This is a genomic window from Segetibacter sp. 3557_3 (genome assembly GCF_004354985.1).
In the GTDB taxonomy this organism is placed as follows: domain Bacteria; phylum Bacteroidota; class Bacteroidia; order Chitinophagales; family Chitinophagaceae; genus Segetibacter.
In genome coordinates this window covers 77,878-95,290 of the sequence record NZ_SMSK01000012.1, presented here as the reverse complement: position 1 = coordinate 95,290, position 17,413 = coordinate 77,878, and the positions used below count along the sequence as shown (strand labels likewise).

General features: G+C 45.9%; 9 protein-coding genes. 1 reads left to right on the top strand and 8 read right to left on the bottom strand.

Annotated elements, in window-relative coordinates:
* Positions 1-49: 49 nt before the first annotated feature.
* The 8 genes from EXU57_RS16865 to EXU57_RS16830 all read right to left on the bottom strand — a co-directional run bounded on the left by EXU57_RS16865 (position 50) and on the right by EXU57_RS16830 (position 16,328).
* Complete coding sequence (locus EXU57_RS16865; protein WP_133269410.1) at positions 50-2,539, bottom strand: glycosyl hydrolase family 95 catalytic domain-containing protein; 2,490 nt, start codon at positions 2,537-2,539, stop codon at positions 50-52.
* A 116-nt stretch (positions 2,540-2,655) separates the two neighbouring features.
* A complete protein-coding gene (locus EXU57_RS16860) occupies positions 2,656-4,605 on the bottom strand; it encodes a glycoside hydrolase family 97 protein (RefSeq protein WP_243745633.1) in 1,950 nt (649 codons plus the stop codon).
* Positions 4,606-4,874: 269 nt separating this feature from the next.
* Positions 4,875-5,723 (bottom strand): sialate O-acetylesterase, encoded by an 849-nt coding sequence (locus EXU57_RS16855; protein WP_133269409.1) that lies wholly within the window; start codon positions 5,721-5,723, stop codon positions 4,875-4,877.
* A gap of 276 nt (positions 5,724-5,999) precedes the next feature.
* Complete coding sequence (gene xylA, locus EXU57_RS16850; protein ID WP_133269408.1) at positions 6,000-7,325, bottom strand: xylose isomerase; 1,326 nt, start codon at positions 7,323-7,325, stop codon at positions 6,000-6,002.
* 912 nt (positions 7,326-8,237) lie between these two features.
* On the bottom strand, positions 8,238-9,065 hold the full coding sequence (locus EXU57_RS16845; protein ID WP_133269407.1) for a fumarylacetoacetate hydrolase family protein: 828 nt from the start codon (positions 9,063-9,065) through the stop codon (positions 8,238-8,240).
* A gap of 194 nt (positions 9,066-9,259) precedes the next feature.
* Complete coding sequence (locus tag EXU57_RS16840) at positions 9,260-10,969, bottom strand: IlvD/Edd family dehydratase (protein ID WP_133269406.1); 1,710 nt, start codon at positions 10,967-10,969, stop codon at positions 9,260-9,262.
* 535 nt (positions 10,970-11,504) lie between these two features.
* Positions 11,505-13,088, bottom strand: a complete 1,584-nt coding sequence (locus tag EXU57_RS16835) for a SusD/RagB family nutrient-binding outer membrane lipoprotein (RefSeq protein ID WP_133269405.1) — start codon at positions 13,086-13,088, stop codon at positions 11,505-11,507.
* 12 nt (positions 13,089-13,100) lie between these two features.
* Positions 13,101-16,328: a SusC/RagA family TonB-linked outer membrane protein gene (locus EXU57_RS16830; RefSeq protein ID WP_133269404.1), complete on the bottom strand. Its 3,228-nt coding sequence runs from the start codon at positions 16,326-16,328 to the stop codon at positions 13,101-13,103.
* A gap of 184 nt (positions 16,329-16,512) precedes the next feature.
* Between EXU57_RS16830 and EXU57_RS16825 the strand changes: the two genes are divergently transcribed.
* The gene (locus EXU57_RS16825; RefSeq protein WP_133269403.1) at positions 16,513-17,412 is read left to right on the top strand and encodes a helix-turn-helix transcriptional regulator; all 900 of its coding nucleotides are present in this window, start codon (positions 16,513-16,515) and stop codon (positions 17,410-17,412) included.
* The last annotated feature ends 1 nt before the right edge of the window (position 17,413 follow it).

Below are 17,413 nucleotides of genomic sequence, written 5' to 3'. Positions count from 1 at the left end.
TAGCGCAAAGAAGACAATGCTGGCATCTAACTTTTGGTTGCAGATGCACTTATTGAGCAACCAGCGTATATGTTTTGCCTCGCTGTGTTTGTAAATCGTAAACTAAAGTTTTCTTCAAATCAGGAGGTGTAACGTTCGCATTTGACGATATAACAGGTGCAAGCGTTTCCTCTATTTTATAAAACGGATTTGTATTTGTTCCCTTGGCTACTTTGAGCCCGCTACCGGTGCTCAACTTAACAGCATTGGGGAGCCGTAAACGAAGGTTACCACCCAGGTTTGATGTCACAACTGCTTTAACCAGCCTGCCATCTTTCCATTCCATTCCGAGAAGTTCAAAACCCCCGATTGCCTTAATACCCCCAATGCTGCCCTCGGGCCAGGCATCGGGCAAGGCCGGCAATAAGTGAACTTCACCATTGGCACTTTGCACCAGCATTTCGGTAATGCCTGAAGTGCAACCAAAGTTGCCATCTATTTGAAATGGCGGATGGGCATCAAAAAGATTATTGTAAGATCCGCCGCCCTCGCCTCTTCCACTTCTAACCGGTGAAAGTTGCCCCTGGATTAATTTATATGCGTGATTACCATCAAGCATTCTTGCCCACCAGTTTACCTTCCATCCCATGCTCCAGCCCGTTGAGATGTCGCCGCGATGGGTTAATGTAGTTTTAGCAGCACTGTAGAGTTCCGGGGTGCGATAAGGAGAAATCTGGTTGGAGGGAAATAATCCATAGAGGTGCGATATATGGCGGTGATTATCTTTTGGATCATCGATATCATCCAGCCATTCCTGTAGCTGGCCATGTTTACCAACCTGCATGGGCGGTAAACGCCGACGCATTTGTATAAGTGTGTCAACAAAGGCCGCATCCTGTTTCAATAGCTCAGCTGCCTTTATGGTTGAACTAAATATGTCGAAAACAATTTGGTTCGTCATCGTTGTACCCGCATCGAGGGATGAATTTTGATGTGCCGCGGGAGCATTTTCAGGCGACATATCAGGGTTAATAACAAGCCATTTCTTTGTCGGATGCTCAACCAGGAAATCAACGTAAAATGTTGAGGCCCCTTTTAACACCGGGTATATCGATGCAAGAAAAGCCTTATCCCCGGTATACAGGTAATGTTCCCAAAGGTGCTGACTTGTCCATCCGCCGGCGCCATTCCAAACACCCCAGGTGGCACCATCAATTGCACCCGTAGCGCGCCATATATCGGTGTTGTGATGGGCTGCCCAACCTCGTGCGCCGTACATATCCTTAGCCGTTTGCTGACCAGTAACAGACAGGTCTTTTACCATCTCCAGGAACGGCATATGCAATTCTGAAAGGTTGGCTTTTTCGGCAGGCCAGTAATTCATCTGCGCATTGATGTTGATGGTGTATTTACTATCCCATGGCGGACGAACTTTATCATTCCAAATCCCCTGCAGGTTTGCCGGCTGACCACCTGGCTGCGACGAGCAAATCAACAGATACCTTCCATACTGGTAATAAAGTGTTACCAGCTGCGGATCAACAACACTATTGAAATTCTTTAATCGCTCGTCAGTTGGCGCACCTGCAGACTCAGAAGTACCAAGATCCAGCCTGACACGGTTAAAATATTTTTGGTATGCAGCAACATGGGCGGCTAAGATAGCGGGATAGGGTTTGCGAAAGACCTTATTCAAATACCCTGCAGCCCTTTCATCTTCATCATCGCCAACACTGTTATAATTGTTGAAGTTGGTGGCAATTGAAATATAGATCGTCGCCGTATTCGCGTTGCTAACCGTAACGGAAGTATCGTTTGAAGTAAGCGTTCCTCCTTCCGGTTGAACATGCACGATGCCTTTGTAATTCACTACTCCTTTGACGCCCTCATGATCCATGGTTGTGCCTGCAAAGGTTAACGCTTTAGCAGGAGTAGTTTTCACTTGTACCTTGGGCATCGGGGTTGAAAACGAAATGGTAAAGGAAATGCTGCCCGGCTTGCTTGCTGTTAATCGCATCACCACTACACGGTCGGGGAAAGATGCAAATGCTTCGCGTGTATAGGTAACATCACCAACCTTGTAGGAAGTTTTAGCGACCGCCCTTTCTATATCGAGCTCCCTATAAAAGCTGGTAAAGTTTTCGTGTTCATTAAAAGTGAGCTGAACATTACCGGCAGGCTGAAACATCTGGCCATGCGACTTCTTTGTAATGATTACCCTGTTGGCGATCCGTTCCGCATCCTTTTGCTTACCCTCAAAAATCAATCGTCTTATTGTTTGCAAAGAATCCAGTGCGAGGGGATTGTCGTTTCGATTGGGTCCCCCGCTCCATATGGTGTGCTCATTAAGCTGAATGGTTTCCTTTTCTACATTTCCAAACACCATTGCACCGAGGCGTCCGTTTCCGATTGGAAGTGCATTCTCCCAGGTTTTACCGGATGGCTTATTGTACCAAAGTTTTAAACCGGGCTTGTTTTGAGCGTAGCCATTTGTTGATGCAATCAGCAATAAAACGAAAAACGGTATTTTGATACAACTAACCTTGATGCGAAAGTTCATGGATAACTAATGAGATTGAGATGGATGTTGATATAATGATTTCGCTTGAATAGATGCCAAAGCACAGCCGGGACACAACATGTAACCGCGATTCTTCGATTAAAATACAACCTGGATTATTTTGTCATTGGTTTTAGTGAAGCAACAAAACCACCACGTCGAAGTACCCTTACATCCATTGAACCCGTTTTATCAACAACCATATATTCGGTTGTGAAATCTTTATCGTGTTTGCCGTCTGCAATTAGCGTGAGCTTATACTTCACTCCTTCTTCAAGGAAGTCTAGCTTTATTGTTTTACGTCTTTCCCGTTGTTCGGCATTGATACCCCCAAGGTACCAACCGGTTCCTTTTCGTCGCGCTAACAACACGTTTTTGCCGGGAGTTCCTTCTATCAACCTGATGTCGTCCCAGGCGTTTGGCACTTCTTTCAAAAACGTTTTGACTGCATCCGGCAGGGCACGATATCCTTCGGGTCGGTCAGCGAAATGCTGAAGACCCGATTCAAACAATACGCTTAGGGCCAGCTCATGTGCATATGAAGTAACATGGGGAAACTGCGAATTGGTGAAGGTGACAGGTGTATAATCCATTCCCCCGACAACGTTACGTGTAAAAGGAAGGGTTGCATTATGCTCAGCCGCAGGCATGGTAAAATCAGGGGTATTGTTATACCATTCTGCCCCGCGCACTGCTTCGTACGTCATCAGGTGCGGGTAAGTGCGCGACCATCCACGTGGCACCAGGCACCCATGAAAGTAAACCATCATTTCGAATTGTGCGGCATCATCAAGAATGTCAAGGTAGTAGCGGATCATATCCTGCTTCTCACTTTCAAAGAAGTCGATTTTAACGCCTGCGAACCCCATTTTCCTGAGCTTTGCAAATTCAACAAGACGGTTTTCGTGCGTTAACATACGATCTTTTGGCGTTGATGAAACCCAGGTATGATTGCCGCCTGAATTATACCAGATCAATGGCTTTACCCCTTTAGACAAAATGTATTTTGCTGCGTCTTCCACATTGCCGCCATTGCTCATTCTGTCCCATTCCCAATCGAGTAAGGTATAAGGCCAGTTCATTTCAGCAGCCAGGTCAGCAAAGTCTGTCACAATCTTATAATCCATTGTTCCATGATTGCTCGACCAGTAATTCCATGACACCAGGCCCGGTTTTATCCAGGCTGTATTACTTACTACTGAAGGTGGCGAAACATCATCTACCAAGGTAGAAGCTACGATGTCGGAAAGGCTACCAATGGTTACAAGCCGCCACGGTGATTTCCATGGGAGGGTGATTGTTGGTGCCGACTCTCCCATGCCCCTGCCATCACGAGGATTCGGAAAGGTGAGCTTGTACCGGGAGCTGTCTACCACATTACTGAGCTTTGTACCACAATAGGTGCGATCAAGCCCCGCTTCATGCAGCAGGTACCAGCAAGCACTATCTTTTAATTTGAACAGCGCCGGGTAGCACCATTCCTGCTTTTGCACTTTCTCATTGCTCATCGCCGTGTAAAGTCCTTCATTTGCCGGGTTCCATCGTTCCATCCATCTTTCGGTTTCGCGGGTAACAGTGTAAGCTGTTTGCTCATCTTTAATCACGAAACTCCCGCCTTTTTCCGGGAACTCATACCTGAAAGTGATACCATCATTGTACGCTCTTAAAACCAGGTTCATTTTCGCCTTCGAGGGATTCTCAAAAGAGACAATGGTTTCATAGGCAGCATTGCTGCGCACTGATTTTTTTCCATGAAGCGCCGTGTATTGTTCGTTAATTAAAACGGGCTTGCTTGTGCGTAAGAACTTTAGTTCGTTGGTAAATACCTGGTCGCTTCTTGATAGTCCAAGGTCGATCTGTGGAATTACTTCAGAGGTCTGTTCGTTATTGGTATAATCGGCTCTTAGATACCATTCACCAATCATGGCATTTTGCCGGCAAAAAAGTGATGCTGTAATTTTTTGATTTGGTGATTTGATGGTCACTTTCTGCGCCACTGCGGAAAATACACCTGTTATAAATACGATCCCTGTAACCAGCAATAGTTTCATTAGAATATTGATCATTAGTTGATTTAAACCGATGGCCCCTCTTGCGGGTTAGAAGCCAAACACGGTTAGCCGGCGGTAAATGCGAAGGCTTACCAGGTTACCATCACCTAAAACTTAAAAAGGTGCCAGAACTGTAGACATTCTTGCTTAGGTGCCTGGAGGGTGTCGACGTAAAGTACCCAAACTCCTGTTCTATCGCATACCAGCGGACAGGTTAGCTACGATAGCCTAGCCAAGCTGCTGAACCACGGCTGACCGCTTTCGCTTTGGCCAACCCATTTTGCTTAAGGTTGCGTAACCGTATGCCCCAGCAAGGAAAGCATCTTAACGGCATACCTTTTACCTAGCTTGCGATAACCTTCCGCGTTGAAATGCAACCTGTCTGGTGCCGCTTCACAACCTGCTGAAGAAATTACATGCGCATTACGGATCGTTTGCGGCAACGTCGCAATGATGTTATTCATACTTGCACATCTGCCTTGCTGATCGGCATTAACGAGTTCTCCTGCAAGCAAGGGCACTTTTTTGGCTTTTAGATGAAGGTCCTTCACGAGGTTATTGTAGACTCCTTTCACTTTGCCGGGCCACAAACTATCATTGGTGTTCGACTCTCCCTGGTGCAGCAGGATGCCTTTAATTACACCGTATTGGCTGGCCAACTTCCCCAGTTCCACTAAACGACCATATGGATTGCCGTCGTACTCTTTAATCATATTAACCATCCACGCCGGAGCTGTAGCCGCATAAGACCCATAATTATCCTTATCGAAGAGCTCAATTTTACAACCCCCTACAGAAACATTGATGATCCCTATCCTGATCTTTTCAGGAAGGTTTTCAACCATTGTGCGCCCGAAGTAATCGGCAGGGGTAAGGCCGGTTCTGCAGCGACTCAACGGTGGAACGGCAGTGTACCAGTTATCCTTCTTACGGTTAAGGTTAGCACAGTCAACAGCTTCCAAAACCTGGAAACGTTCGGGTACTCCTGACGAGTCTTGTGCCTGCACTCTTGCATTCCCTTCCATATTGGATTGCCCGAAGCACAGGAAGATATAAAAATTCTTATCCTGGGCAAAGGCGCCTGTGCTCACCACAGTTATTGCAACCAAAAAGAACAGCCTTAATGTTTTCATCTTGAGTATTTCTTAGGAAAGATTTTTAACCCTAATAACGGGTTCTGAGGAGCGCCACGAGTGCGGTATAGGGCTCCTTGTACAGCTATACAATTGCTGAGCTGGATTGAAACCAACCTTCATTTAGCAATGATATGGCGTTGCCTCCCTGACTCCCAGTTCAGTTTTAAAATCGATATAAAAGTCTCCTGCTATACCCGCACACAGGAAAAACAAATAACATCTTCGTACACCTGTAACGGCGGTGACTACGTTAGTTACAGGTCATCCAAGCCATCAGATGTATCGGTTGATAAGGTTCTCCAGCCATTCCTGGCGGCCGCTTCTTACTTCGGGCTCGCCATTATCGATCGCGTATTGTCGCAGGTCTTCCAGCTTCAGGATGCCTTCTTCAAATTGTTTTCCTTTACCGCTGTTGAAGCTTGCATAGCGTTCCTGGCGAAACTTTTTGTATTCACTGTTTTGCAATATCTCGTCTGCAATAATCAATGCCCTTGCAAACGTATCCATGGCTCCGATGTGGGCATAAAAAAGGTCTTGCGGATCCGTAGAGTTTCTCCTGATCTTGGCATCAAAGTTTACCCCACCACCCTGTAGCCCACCGGCTTCAAGGAAGATGAGCATCGCCTCAGTAATCTCGTTGATATTATTTGGGAACTGGTCGGTGTCCCACCCATTTTGGTAGTCACCCCGGTTGGCATCGATTGAACCCAGCACGCCGTGGTCAGCTGCTGCCTGCAGCTCATGGGTGAAAGTGTGCCCGGCTAAGGTTGCATGATTTACTTCGATGTTAATTTTGAAATCCCCGATGAGGTCATACTGTCGCAGGAATCCAACAACGGTTTCCACATCGTAGTCGTATTGGTGTTTTGATGGTTCAGCCGGTTTTGGCTCAATAAAAAAAGTACCCTTAAACCCGTTTCTCCGCGCATAGTCTTTTGCGGTATGGAGGAAGCGCGCCAAATGTTCTTTTTCCCGCTTCATATTTGTATTGAGCAGCGACATATAACCTTCTCTGCCACCCCAAAACACATAGTTTTCTCCACCCAGTTCTATTGTTGCATCAAGGGCTGCTTTTACCTGTGCCGCGCCGTGCGCCAATACCAGGAAGTCGGGATTGGTGGCAGCACCATTCATATAACGTTTATTGGAAAACAGGTTTGCGGTACCCCACAACAACTTTGCCCCAGTGTCCTGTTGCTTTTGTTTCAGGTGGCTCGTGAGTGTCTGAAGGCGTTTGTCATTATCTGCTACGTCGCTGGTGTAATCAACTACATCCATATCGTGAAAGCAGTAATAAGGCAGATGGAGCTTTGTAATAAATTCAAAAGCGGCATCGGCTTTAGCCCTTGCCCGATCAATAGAAAATTTGTATTCATTCCAGGGAAACTGGTGGGTGGACTCGCCAAAAGGATCAGCGCCCGTATCGTTGAAGGAATGCCAGTAAGCGCAGGCAAATTTAAAATGGTCCCGCAACGTTTTACCAGCTACCACTTTGTTTTCATCATACCAGCGAAAAGCAAGGGGGTTGTCGCTTTCTAAACCTTCGTATTTAATGTCGGGAATATCCTGGAAATAAGTTTTAGGGGCTTCAACTTTCATTATGGCTATTTATATAAAACAGGTGTTGTTGCCCCCCACCTTTTCGATGGGGAAATAACAGCAATCATTTTCCGGGAGGCATTGGCAGGCTGTTCAAAATTGCACAACTGTTAGCCGTTCCCGAATACAACGTTTTCAACTGGTAAGCTGCATGAATAACTTCCACCTTCCTTATCCGTTAACCCCTGAATACATATCACTATGGGGGATTTTCCATGCCTGCAGACGACTTTTCCAATAAAACGCAGTTCTCAAAACTACCCGTTTACCCAGGCGAAGTAGGAAACATTTGTTGATACTTATGGAACAGATGTTCTTTAAACCATTAAAAACCATTACACTTTGGCAGATACCGAAGGGTATCAATAACCCTCTTCAAACGAGGCACAGGCGGCTGCCGAACCCAGGTGATCATATCGCTGACTTTAATTGAAAAAAGTGCTCGTTCTCAAAATCAACCTGCACAAGCCGGCATCGCAGGTGCAACCTGTTGTCCTTATCTTAAGCTTAAGTATCCTGTTTGAACGTTGGCAACTACCACCTCCAGGTTTCGGTTACGTTGGAGCGATGAACGCTTACAGGAGCTAAGCCCCCAATCTCCTTTTAGCATGATAGCGTCAACAGCTTGTCTAAAGCCGGAGCATAGAACTTGAGAGTCCATTTTGTGGGTCAACTGCAGAGCCTTGATGTGGCAGCCGTTGCGACGCTCCGTTCATCCGCAGTTCCCTGATGAAGCTTCTGTGCAGGGAAATCCAATGGGTTCATCCGGGTGCAATCGGGGGATTCAACCCGAAAAGATGGTTTGCGCGGGCACCAGGCGTGGAGGCCAGTCGAAGGGAGTAGCCAGGCACCCGCACCTTCCATCTACGTATTTTTAAACTTATGCTTTGAAGCCGGTACGACCATTTATCCCTATGCCACCACGTTCTCCAACTGACCGATTCCGTCGATTGAGATCCTGATCACGTCTCCACTTTGTAAGGTGAAGCCTTGCTCGGGAACAATCCCGGTTCCGGTCATGATCAGGCAGCCAAAAGGAAAACTACACTCCCGGTACACAAACGACACGAGCTCCTGGGGTGTTCTTTTCATTTGACTGATGGGGATATTTCCTTCAAAAGCCAGGTTGTTGTCCCTGGTAATCTCAAGTTGAATTTGGGTATTACTATCCAATGATTGTTCTGTTACATAAACGCAAGGTCCAACCGCTGCACAACCGTCGTATGTTTTCGCCTGTGGAAGGTACAGGGGGTTTTCGCCTTCTATACTCCGGCTACTCATATCGTTGCCAATGGTATAACCTATAATTTTACCCGACGAGGTTACCACCAGGGTCAGTTCCGGCTCAGGCACATCCCAGGTAGAGTCTTTTCTTATTTTAACCTGCCCGCCTGGCCCGACTACCCGATGTGCGGTTGACTTAAAGAAAACTTCCGGTCGCTCAGCTTCATAAACCCTTGCATAAAAATCACCTCCGCCTGCATCTTTGCTCTCCTCCTGCCGCCCAATTTTACTGCGCAAATAAGTTACACCGCATGCCCACAGCTCCTGATTAACCATAGGTGCCAGCACGGTACCTATTAACTCCCTTCCTCCGCTGGTAGCTGATGATATCCTGGATTGCGCCTTACTCATAAGATCGTCATCGTTAATAAAAACATCCCAGTCTTCGTTTGGTAACAAATAGAATTTACCCTCGTTCTGAATAACAACGCCGTCGGTGGTTCTGTAAATTTTCATATCAGTTTATTTGTCAGTAATTTTTTCCGGTGATTGAGCCTCATATCGTATACTGGCTACCGCAACGGATGCCGTTGACGTTTGCCCGTTTTGATGACAGGCAGAAGTGGCAACGCAGCATAATTGATTTAGTGCTTATACGGATGGCATAAGTAAAAACCCGTTTATCGTTATCCGTTATTTCGGTTAAACGATCAATGCAAATCTCTTGTTATAATAGAGCCCGAACCACCCTGCAGAATATCGAGGTCGGCGCCAAGGCTGGCTTGTTGCACATGGTCGATATAAAACTTTGCGTAGCCGCGAGTTGCCATGGGCTCTGGCGCGGTCCACCCTGATCTTCGAATTGCCAGTTCTTCTTCGCTCACAAGTAAATTCAATTTCCGTTGGTCTATATCCAGTTCGATTATGTCGCCATCTTTTACCAATGCAAGGGTGCCACCAACGGCAGATTCGGGAGATACATGCAAAACCACTGTACCGGAGGCGGTACCACTCATGCGACCATCCGAAATCCTGATCATATCCCGCACGCCTTTGCGCAGGAGCTTTTCGGGCAAGTCAACATTTCCCACTTCGGGCATACCTGGGTAACCAACAGGACCCACATTTTTAAGTACAATCACGCAGTTCTCGTCGATGTCTAAATCAGGCTCATCAATCCTTAAGTGATAGTCTTCCATAGTTTCGAAAACTACGGCACGACCGCGGTGCTTTAGCAATTCTTTTGTTGCAGCCGCAGGTTTAATAACCGCACCCTGTTCACATAAGTTACCCTTTAATATGGCGATACCTGCAGATTGCTGCAGTGGTTCACTCATGGTTGCAATAACATCCTGGTTATAACAAACATGCTTCAGGTTATTTTCGCCTATGGTTTTCCCGTTTACTGTTATTGCGTTGGTGTGTAAAACATCTTTTAGTTCCTGTAACACCACAGGCAAGCCGCCTGCATAATAAAAGTCTTCCATCAGGTATTTACCAGATGGTTTTAAATTAACGAGTAAAGGAATATGACTGCCTATGGTATCAAAATCTTCAAGCTTCAGATCAATGCCTATCCTTCCGGCAATTGCCAGCAAGTGGATGATGAAATTAGTTGAACCGCCAACGGCGGCATTTACAACGATGGCATTTTCAAAGGCTTGCCTGGTGAGTATCTTTGAAAGCTTCAGGTCCTCTTTCACCATTTCTACGATCCTTCTTCCCGTAAGTTGTGCCATCACTTTCTTCCTGGCATCTACAGCGGGCACAGCAGCAGCACCCGGCAAGGTTAAGCCAAGTGCTTCCACCATACATGCCATTGTTGATGCAGTACCCATTGTCATGCAGTGACCCGCACTTCTTGCCACCCCGATTTCTGCTTCCAGTATATCTTCATCTGAGTACTTCTCGACCAGCATTTTTTCTTTAACCATCCAGTTAAAGGAGCCACTGCCCAAACACTCCCCCCTAAAACGTCCGTTCAACATGGGGCCACCCGGAACAACGACTGTTGGCAGATCAACACTGCATGCACCCATTAGGGTGGAAGGAGTTGTTTTGTCGCACCCGGTCAATAATACCACCCCATCAATAGGATTGGCCCGTATTATTTCTTCCGTATCCATTGCAGCAAGGTTACGAAACAGCATGGTAGTAGGCTTCATGATGGTTTCACCCAACGACGTTACGGGGAACTCTACCGGGAAACCGCCTGCTTCAAGTACACCGCGTTTTACAACCTCGGCGAGATCGCGCAAGTGCCCGTTGCAAGGTGTTAAATCACTCCAGGTGTTACAAATGCCTATCACTGGTTTACCGCGAAAGTAATCGTCGGGATAACCCTGGTTCCGCAACCACGACCGATGTACAAATCCCATCTTGTCGGATTTCCCGAACCATTCTTTACTTCTTAATTCCATATCTGTTAACCTGTTTTTGGATCAATGCTGATTAGTTGGTGAAAAGAGGGCACTATGTAAAACTTTTGTGCTCTCTACCCCTGCAAGATCGCCCATATCGCTTGTATCAACATTGTTTATTATGCAATATTTGTTTGGACCCACCCTGGTGTTCCTATGAACATCTTTTCACAGTAAGGTCTACATACGCCGGTAGGATCTCGCCAACTGACCGGCCTGCTGAACAATAACAAACAAGATCAGCAGTTGCCCTCCTTCGCTTGCCCAGTAGCATTGTTACCGTAAAAGTGAGTGACACAACCGGAGCCAAATAGATGTTCTTCTGTTGGTCACCGAAAAAAGACCTAATTCGCCGACAAATGACTCTTCGTGCACAAATGTTCTTTCGATCCAGCGCCTTCCTGCGCGAACGATTAATTAAGAACTACAGCCCTTGATCGTACCATTATAACCAACGTTCTCCCTTGTAAACCGGCAATAACCGGGGTGAGCGTTGAACCTGCTTGTCTGCCGTTTTATTGTCGCCAAGCAGGTACTATGGCGTGTCCCAAAAAATTCGCGTAGTAAGAAAATCCGGGCCACCCAATGTTGATACTGCTGCCTGGTAATTTACCGCATTTGTTGTTTGTTCATCCTGCGGATAAGAAAATCTTCTGATGAAACCACCCGCAAGATTAGCATTGATAAGATTGGGTTTCAACACCGGGAGACCTGTTCTTCTCCAATTACACCATGCTTCGTATCCATTATTAAAGTTTTCGATCCAATATTGGGTATTGATTAAACTTAGGGCACTTGAATTATCCCATGCAACACCAGGAACATTCAGGTATTCATTTTGAAGCGAGACGGGAATAGGGGTTGTATTTGGAAACAAGGTATATGCATCCATTGAGGCCTTTACTCCTGCTTCGTAATACTGTTGGGCTGTTTGAGCACCGGCAGGAAGCCAGTTTCTAAAGGCCGCCTCAGCCAATAGCAATTTGGTTTGTGCATTGGTAATTACCAGCGACGGGGTTGTCATATTGGCAACAACATTATAGTTGAGCTGTGAAAAGTTTTGGCCGGTCCCAGTAGGAGCCCTGTAGCTTGGGTGCGTTGTAGGAAAATTTGATTGGTCGATACCCACCGGAAAACCAAATTGGTTTGCCATCGTCGTATCAGGACTCACGACCTGGGGCGCTGTAGACTGAAGCGGAGCATAACGGGCAGCAATGAATTTTAACCGCGGATCTCTGAACCTTTTCAAGGTATCAACAAAGGGTTCAGCCACGTAGTAGTTAAATGCATTTTGGACGCGAATGGTTGTCATTCTGCCGTTTTCAAACCCTACAATAGGCGCACCGGCATCGGTCATGTTTCTAACTACCACATTATCGGCGTTGGTTTGCATTACCCCACCATTGAAAGCTTCTGTAACAATCGTTCTGGCTTTATTGGCGTCAACTTTCGAATAGCGCATTCCCAGTCTCAGCAGTAAGGAATACCCCAGTCTTTTCCAGAATGTTATTTCAGCAGCCGTAGAGGCACTGGTAGACACAAATATGTCGAACGCAGCATTATTGTCCTTTGCGGGATCTAATGCAGCCGTTGCTTCTTTGATCTCTTTGTAAAGGTCTTCGTATATAACAGCACCTTTATCGTATTTAGGATAAAATTTGCCTTCAGCCTGGCCTTGCAAAGCCTCAGAATAAGGTACATCTCCATAGTGGTCGACCAACCACATAAAGTGGTATGCTCTCCAGATCCTGGCCATGTTATAAAGGTTAGACCTTGCAGGATTGTCTTTTACCAGCGTGATCAGTTGCCCTGTGGTTCTTAACACCCCTGTATAAACACCCCACGGACCGGCGTTTATACCAGGGTTATTGTCATTAAACTGGTAGCCCAATGTAGCGCCCACGTTATAGGGAAGTACGAAATGCTGGACTATGGTCGATTCAGCATCCCACCCGCCGGCAGTGGATGTGTTTCGTAAGATGTTCGTCAACAGAAGACCCGGATCACTAATTTGAGTTATTGCGAGTGGATTTGTATTTAGTTGTTCAAAACCTTTATCGCACGACGTCATCAAAGAAACCGCCAGGCACATTGTTAGTATACGCTTCAAATTATTCATTTTTCCTTCTTTTTAGAATTTCACATTTAGGTTAGCGCCCCATGTACGGGTAGTTGGTAATGACACCGCCTCATACCCGGCCCTGTTATCATTGGTAGATGCAATTTGCTCAGGATCGATATCCGGAACATATTTCTTTATGATGGCAACGTTGCGGCAGGAAAGCGACAGGGTTAGCCCTTTAACCCAATTGAGCTGAGTGCCAATCATACGTGTAAAATCATACGTTAAAGTGACGTTTCTGAGCTTGATATAGTCTGATTTGAAAATAAAAGGATCGGCTATTTGCTGTCCGCGGTAATCAGTATAGAAATCCTGGCCGAAAACAGCTGTTGTATTTGCTTTTCCTGCGTTAGGACCATCCCTGTAAATTCCGTCGAAAACAACGCCGTTTTCACCAGGCCGGCGACCGACTAAAGATGCTTTTGAGTGACCTTGCCTTAAAGCATTCAGGGCGCTTCCCGAAACAAACTTGCCACCAGCTTTATAGTCGAAGTGTACCAGAAGACTTAGTCTTTTGTAACGGAAAGTGTTGTTCCATCCTCCGGTCCATTTTGGCAGCGCGCTACCAAAAAGCGTATCGTTTGGTGTGCCTATAAGCCGTCCCCTGTTGTCCAATAATACTTGTCCATTAGCATTTCTGAGGTAGGTTCTTGCAGCAATCTGCGACAATGGTTTACCTACTTCGTAAACCTGCTTACCCATGAATTCGTTGCTTGAGCCGTTGTTGTACCAGTCGATTACAGTCATTCTTTGTTGACCACCCAAATCGAGCACTTTGCTAATGTTGTACGCTGTGTTGAACGCAGAGTTCCATGAAAAATTAGTGGTTTTTAAAACAGTGGCATCGAAGAGGAGTTCAACACCTTTGTTTTCAAGTGCCGCAACATTTTGAAGAACACTGCTTCCACCGGAGGCTGTGGAGGTTAATACGCTTAAAATCTGGTTGGTGGTTTTCTTATGATAAAACGCCATATCCGTTGTCAACCTGTTGTTGAACATTCTTAGTTCCAAACCAACTTCTTTTTCCTGTAAGCTGTAGGGTGCAATTTGTTGGTTAGGTACATTAGTTCCGATTGATCCGACCGTACGACCCAGATATTGTTGTGTACTATAGCTATAATTGATGTTGAAGTAATAAGGACCAACATTGGTAAGTTGCCCTACTTCTGCCCACGAAGCACGTACCTTGCCATAGTTTAACCATTTGGGCTGGCCTTTTAGTAACTCGGTGAACACAAAACTGCCACTTACTGAGGGATAGAAATAGCTGTTATAATCAGGGTTCAGTACCGAAAACCAATCATTACGTCCGGTTACGTTTAGGAAAAGCATATTCTTCCAGCCGAGCTCTGCCCAGCCAAACAGCGAATTAACCCAGGACTGACGAGATGTTTGGCCCTGCCGAAACACTGTTCCATTCGCAAGCGTGTAAACATCCTTGGATAAAAAAGCCTCCGATCCTGCGCTTATACCACGCTCAACGGTGGTTCTCCTGTTACCGGAAAAGCCAAAACCAACCGTAAAATCTTTAAATTCATGATTACCGCCCAGTATGAAGTCGTAGTTGATATCTTTCGACTGGCTTTCGTTTAGGTCGTAGGTACCGTTGAAGGTATTTCTGGAGGCATTATAATAGACACCGCCGTTGCTAAATTGCGTTAAGCCTGCGCCGCCTGTAGGGTTATTAAATTCAGCGTGCGCTACATCATAATTGACTGCTATACGTCCCTGTAAGTAGAGCCATTTAAGAAACTGGTATTTTGTAGTAACCGTACCAAGTACCCTGTCGCCATAGTTCTTGTAAAATTGCCTTGGTATATAGAAATAAGGATTAAGGATGGTTGCTCCAAATCCGGTGGTGAGGTTTTCAGCACCTACCGCGTTTGCTGCACTTTCCCGGAAAGCCGTGAGTGGTACAACAGGTGATGTTCTTACAATAAAGTTCATGTAACCTTGCCCCTGCACACCAACCTGGGGCGGGTTGATGTTTCTATCATTCGTATAATTTATGTTGACGGACACGGAAAGTTTATCGCCGAGGTTCTGATTCAAACCAAGATTAAAAATCTTTCTCTTGTATTCATTTGCAGGGGTAATGCCCTGGGCATCCAGCTGCGAATACGATACCCTGAAACTTCCCTTCGGACCTCCACCTGACAGTGCGACGGTATTACTTAAAGTAAGCCCGGTATTAAAAAATTCTTTGATCCGGCTTTTTGCAGGAGGAGAATAAGGTCTTGACACGCCATCAAATTGTATGGTAGGTACCCCATCATATCTTTCACCCCATCCGAACTGGCCCGTGGCCGCTGCAGTTACACCCCTTACCCCCGGTCGTGAAGGCTGGCCCTGACCAAGCGTGCCCTGTCCAAATTCCATCTGATAATCGGTAAGGTCGAGTACTTCGTCGACGTTAACACCCGATGTAACCTCAACACCAAGGCCCGTATTCTTCGCGCCGCTTTTTGTTGTAATGATTATAGCGCCATTCGAAGCTCTTGATCCGTATAGCGCCGCAGCAGTAGCGCCTTTCAACACCGTCATCGTTTCAATATCATCCGGATTAACCAACAGCAGGTTGTCGCCTCTATCACGGCTGTTAGCATCACCACCGCCGCCACCACCAGCAGCGCTGGTTGCGCCCTGGCTCATTGGAAGGCCGTTTATTACAAGCAAAGGGCTGTTATCAGCGCCAGCAAATGCCGACTGACCACGTATGCGAATCTTATTACTGGATGCGGGACCGGCAGAAGGGGGAGAAATATCCAGTCCTGCTATTTTACCTTCCAGCGAAGTCGCCAAATTGTTGGTTCGGTTTTGCTGCAATTCATCCACTTTAGCGGTTGTTGCAGAGTAACCGAGACTTCTTGCTGCGCGTTTGATACCAAGTGCAGTTACCACTACATCATCAAGATTCCTGGTATCCGGAACCATGGACACAGTTATGGATCTTTGTCCTCTTACCGGAACTTCCTGTTGAGCAAAGCCAACAAAGCTGATTACAAGTACATCGTTTTGCGATGCATTAATCGAGAACTTTCCGGCATCATCCGTAGTAGTCGCTCTTGGTGTGCCTTTCACCGATACGGTAGCTTTACTAATGGGGCTTTTGTTAGCGTCGGTAATAGTACCCGTAATGGCCTGGGAAAATGCGGACGCTGATAAAAGCAGGAACAGCAGCGAAAAAAACAATCGTTTAAATGGTGCAGAAATCTGCCTGTGGAGATTTGGGTTCATGGCAAGAAATTGATCGTTAAGGGGGAAATGAAAAAAGGAAAATGCCTTTCACTTTACTATACAAATATCTGCACTACAGAACGTTAAACTTCCAATAAAACCCAGCGAAGGATATTGTACAAACTCCTTCGCTTTTTTCACTAATATCGCTGCAAGAAGCGGAACTTCAGAACCTAACGATCGCATGAATCAATATTTTTTAAAAAAAGAATGTAAGGAACTTCATGCGTTTCCTCATGTGCTTGAATTCGCGTTTAAAAAAAATAATACGATACAATTTGGTTCGCTTAGAAAAGAAACCTGCAAATTTCTGCGCTTTTATTATGTAGTAGATGGACGTTTCGACTGGAACATAGAGGAGCAACATTATATACTTTATCCAGGTGACCTGGCGATTATCTTACCCGGTCAATGCTTTGGCGGAGAAAAAGATTTACTTGATATCGGCACCGTTTCATGGATTCACCTGGAGCAGCAGGAATTGGAACAACAGGGAAAGCTGGCGATAGGAAACTGGAGTCGTCTTTCGGACACAGAATGCACAACGATAGGAAAAATGCTACTTGTAAGTAACTGCCAGGTATTTCCTAAACTTAAAGACGCAGGTACCATTTTACAAACAATACACAAAGAATTTATCAACCAGGAAATCGGTTATGTTGCGCGCATTAACCAGTTATTGGATGAATTGATCATCCTGGTGGCCCGCCAACTAACGCGACACAACAATGCAAGAAGGGATTTCCCGCAAGCCTTTACGAAACTCGAACAAACGCTTCGCGCGGATCTCTCACATCAATGGACGGTTGATGAAATGGCAGCATTGGTTGGATTAGGCATTACGGCATTTTCGGAAAAGGTTAAAGGCTTTACCGGCTTTTCTCCCCTGAATTACCTGATTAACATTCGCATTTCCGAAGCCCTGAAATTGCTGAAACGAATAGATGTGCAGATTACCGATATAGCGCTGGATGTAGGATTTTATTCATCACAACATTTTGCTACAACTTTCAAGAAGCTTACCGGCTATACCCCGAGTGAATTTCGAAAAAAACACGTAGCGCCATCTGACGAAACTGCCTGAC

What these genes read in the sequence shown, in the direction of transcription:
- xylA (WP_133269408.1), bottom strand. Translation starts at nt 7,325, where the DNA reads ATGAAAGTTGAAGCCCCTAAAACTTATTTCCAGGATATTCCCGACATT.
- EXU57_RS16830 (WP_133269404.1), bottom strand. Translation starts at nt 16,328, where the DNA reads ATGAACCCAAATCTCCACAGGCAGATTTCTGCACCATTTAAACGATTG.
- EXU57_RS16840 (WP_133269406.1), bottom strand. Translation starts at nt 10,969, where the DNA reads ATGGAATTAAGAAGTAAAGAATGGTTCGGGAAATCCGACAAGATGGGA.
- EXU57_RS16835 (WP_133269405.1), bottom strand. Translation starts at nt 13,088, where the DNA reads ATGAATAATTTGAAGCGTATACTAACAATGTGCCTGGCGGTTTCTTTG.
- EXU57_RS16860 (WP_243745633.1), bottom strand. Translation starts at nt 4,605, where the DNA reads ATGATCAATATTCTAATGAAACTATTGCTGGTTACAGGGATCGTATTT.
- EXU57_RS16845 (WP_133269407.1), bottom strand. Translation starts at nt 9,065, where the DNA reads ATGAAAATTTACAGAACCACCGACGGCGTTGTTATTCAGAACGAGGGT.
- EXU57_RS16865 (WP_133269410.1), bottom strand. Translation starts at nt 2,539, where the DNA reads ATGAACTTTCGCATCAAGGTTAGTTGTATCAAAATACCGTTTTTCGTT.
- EXU57_RS16855 (WP_133269409.1), bottom strand. Translation starts at nt 5,723, where the DNA reads ATGAAAACATTAAGGCTGTTCTTTTTGGTTGCAATAACTGTGGTGAGC.
- EXU57_RS16825 (WP_133269403.1), top strand. Translation starts at nt 16,513, where the DNA reads ATGAATCAATATTTTTTAAAAAAAGAATGTAAGGAACTTCATGCGTTT.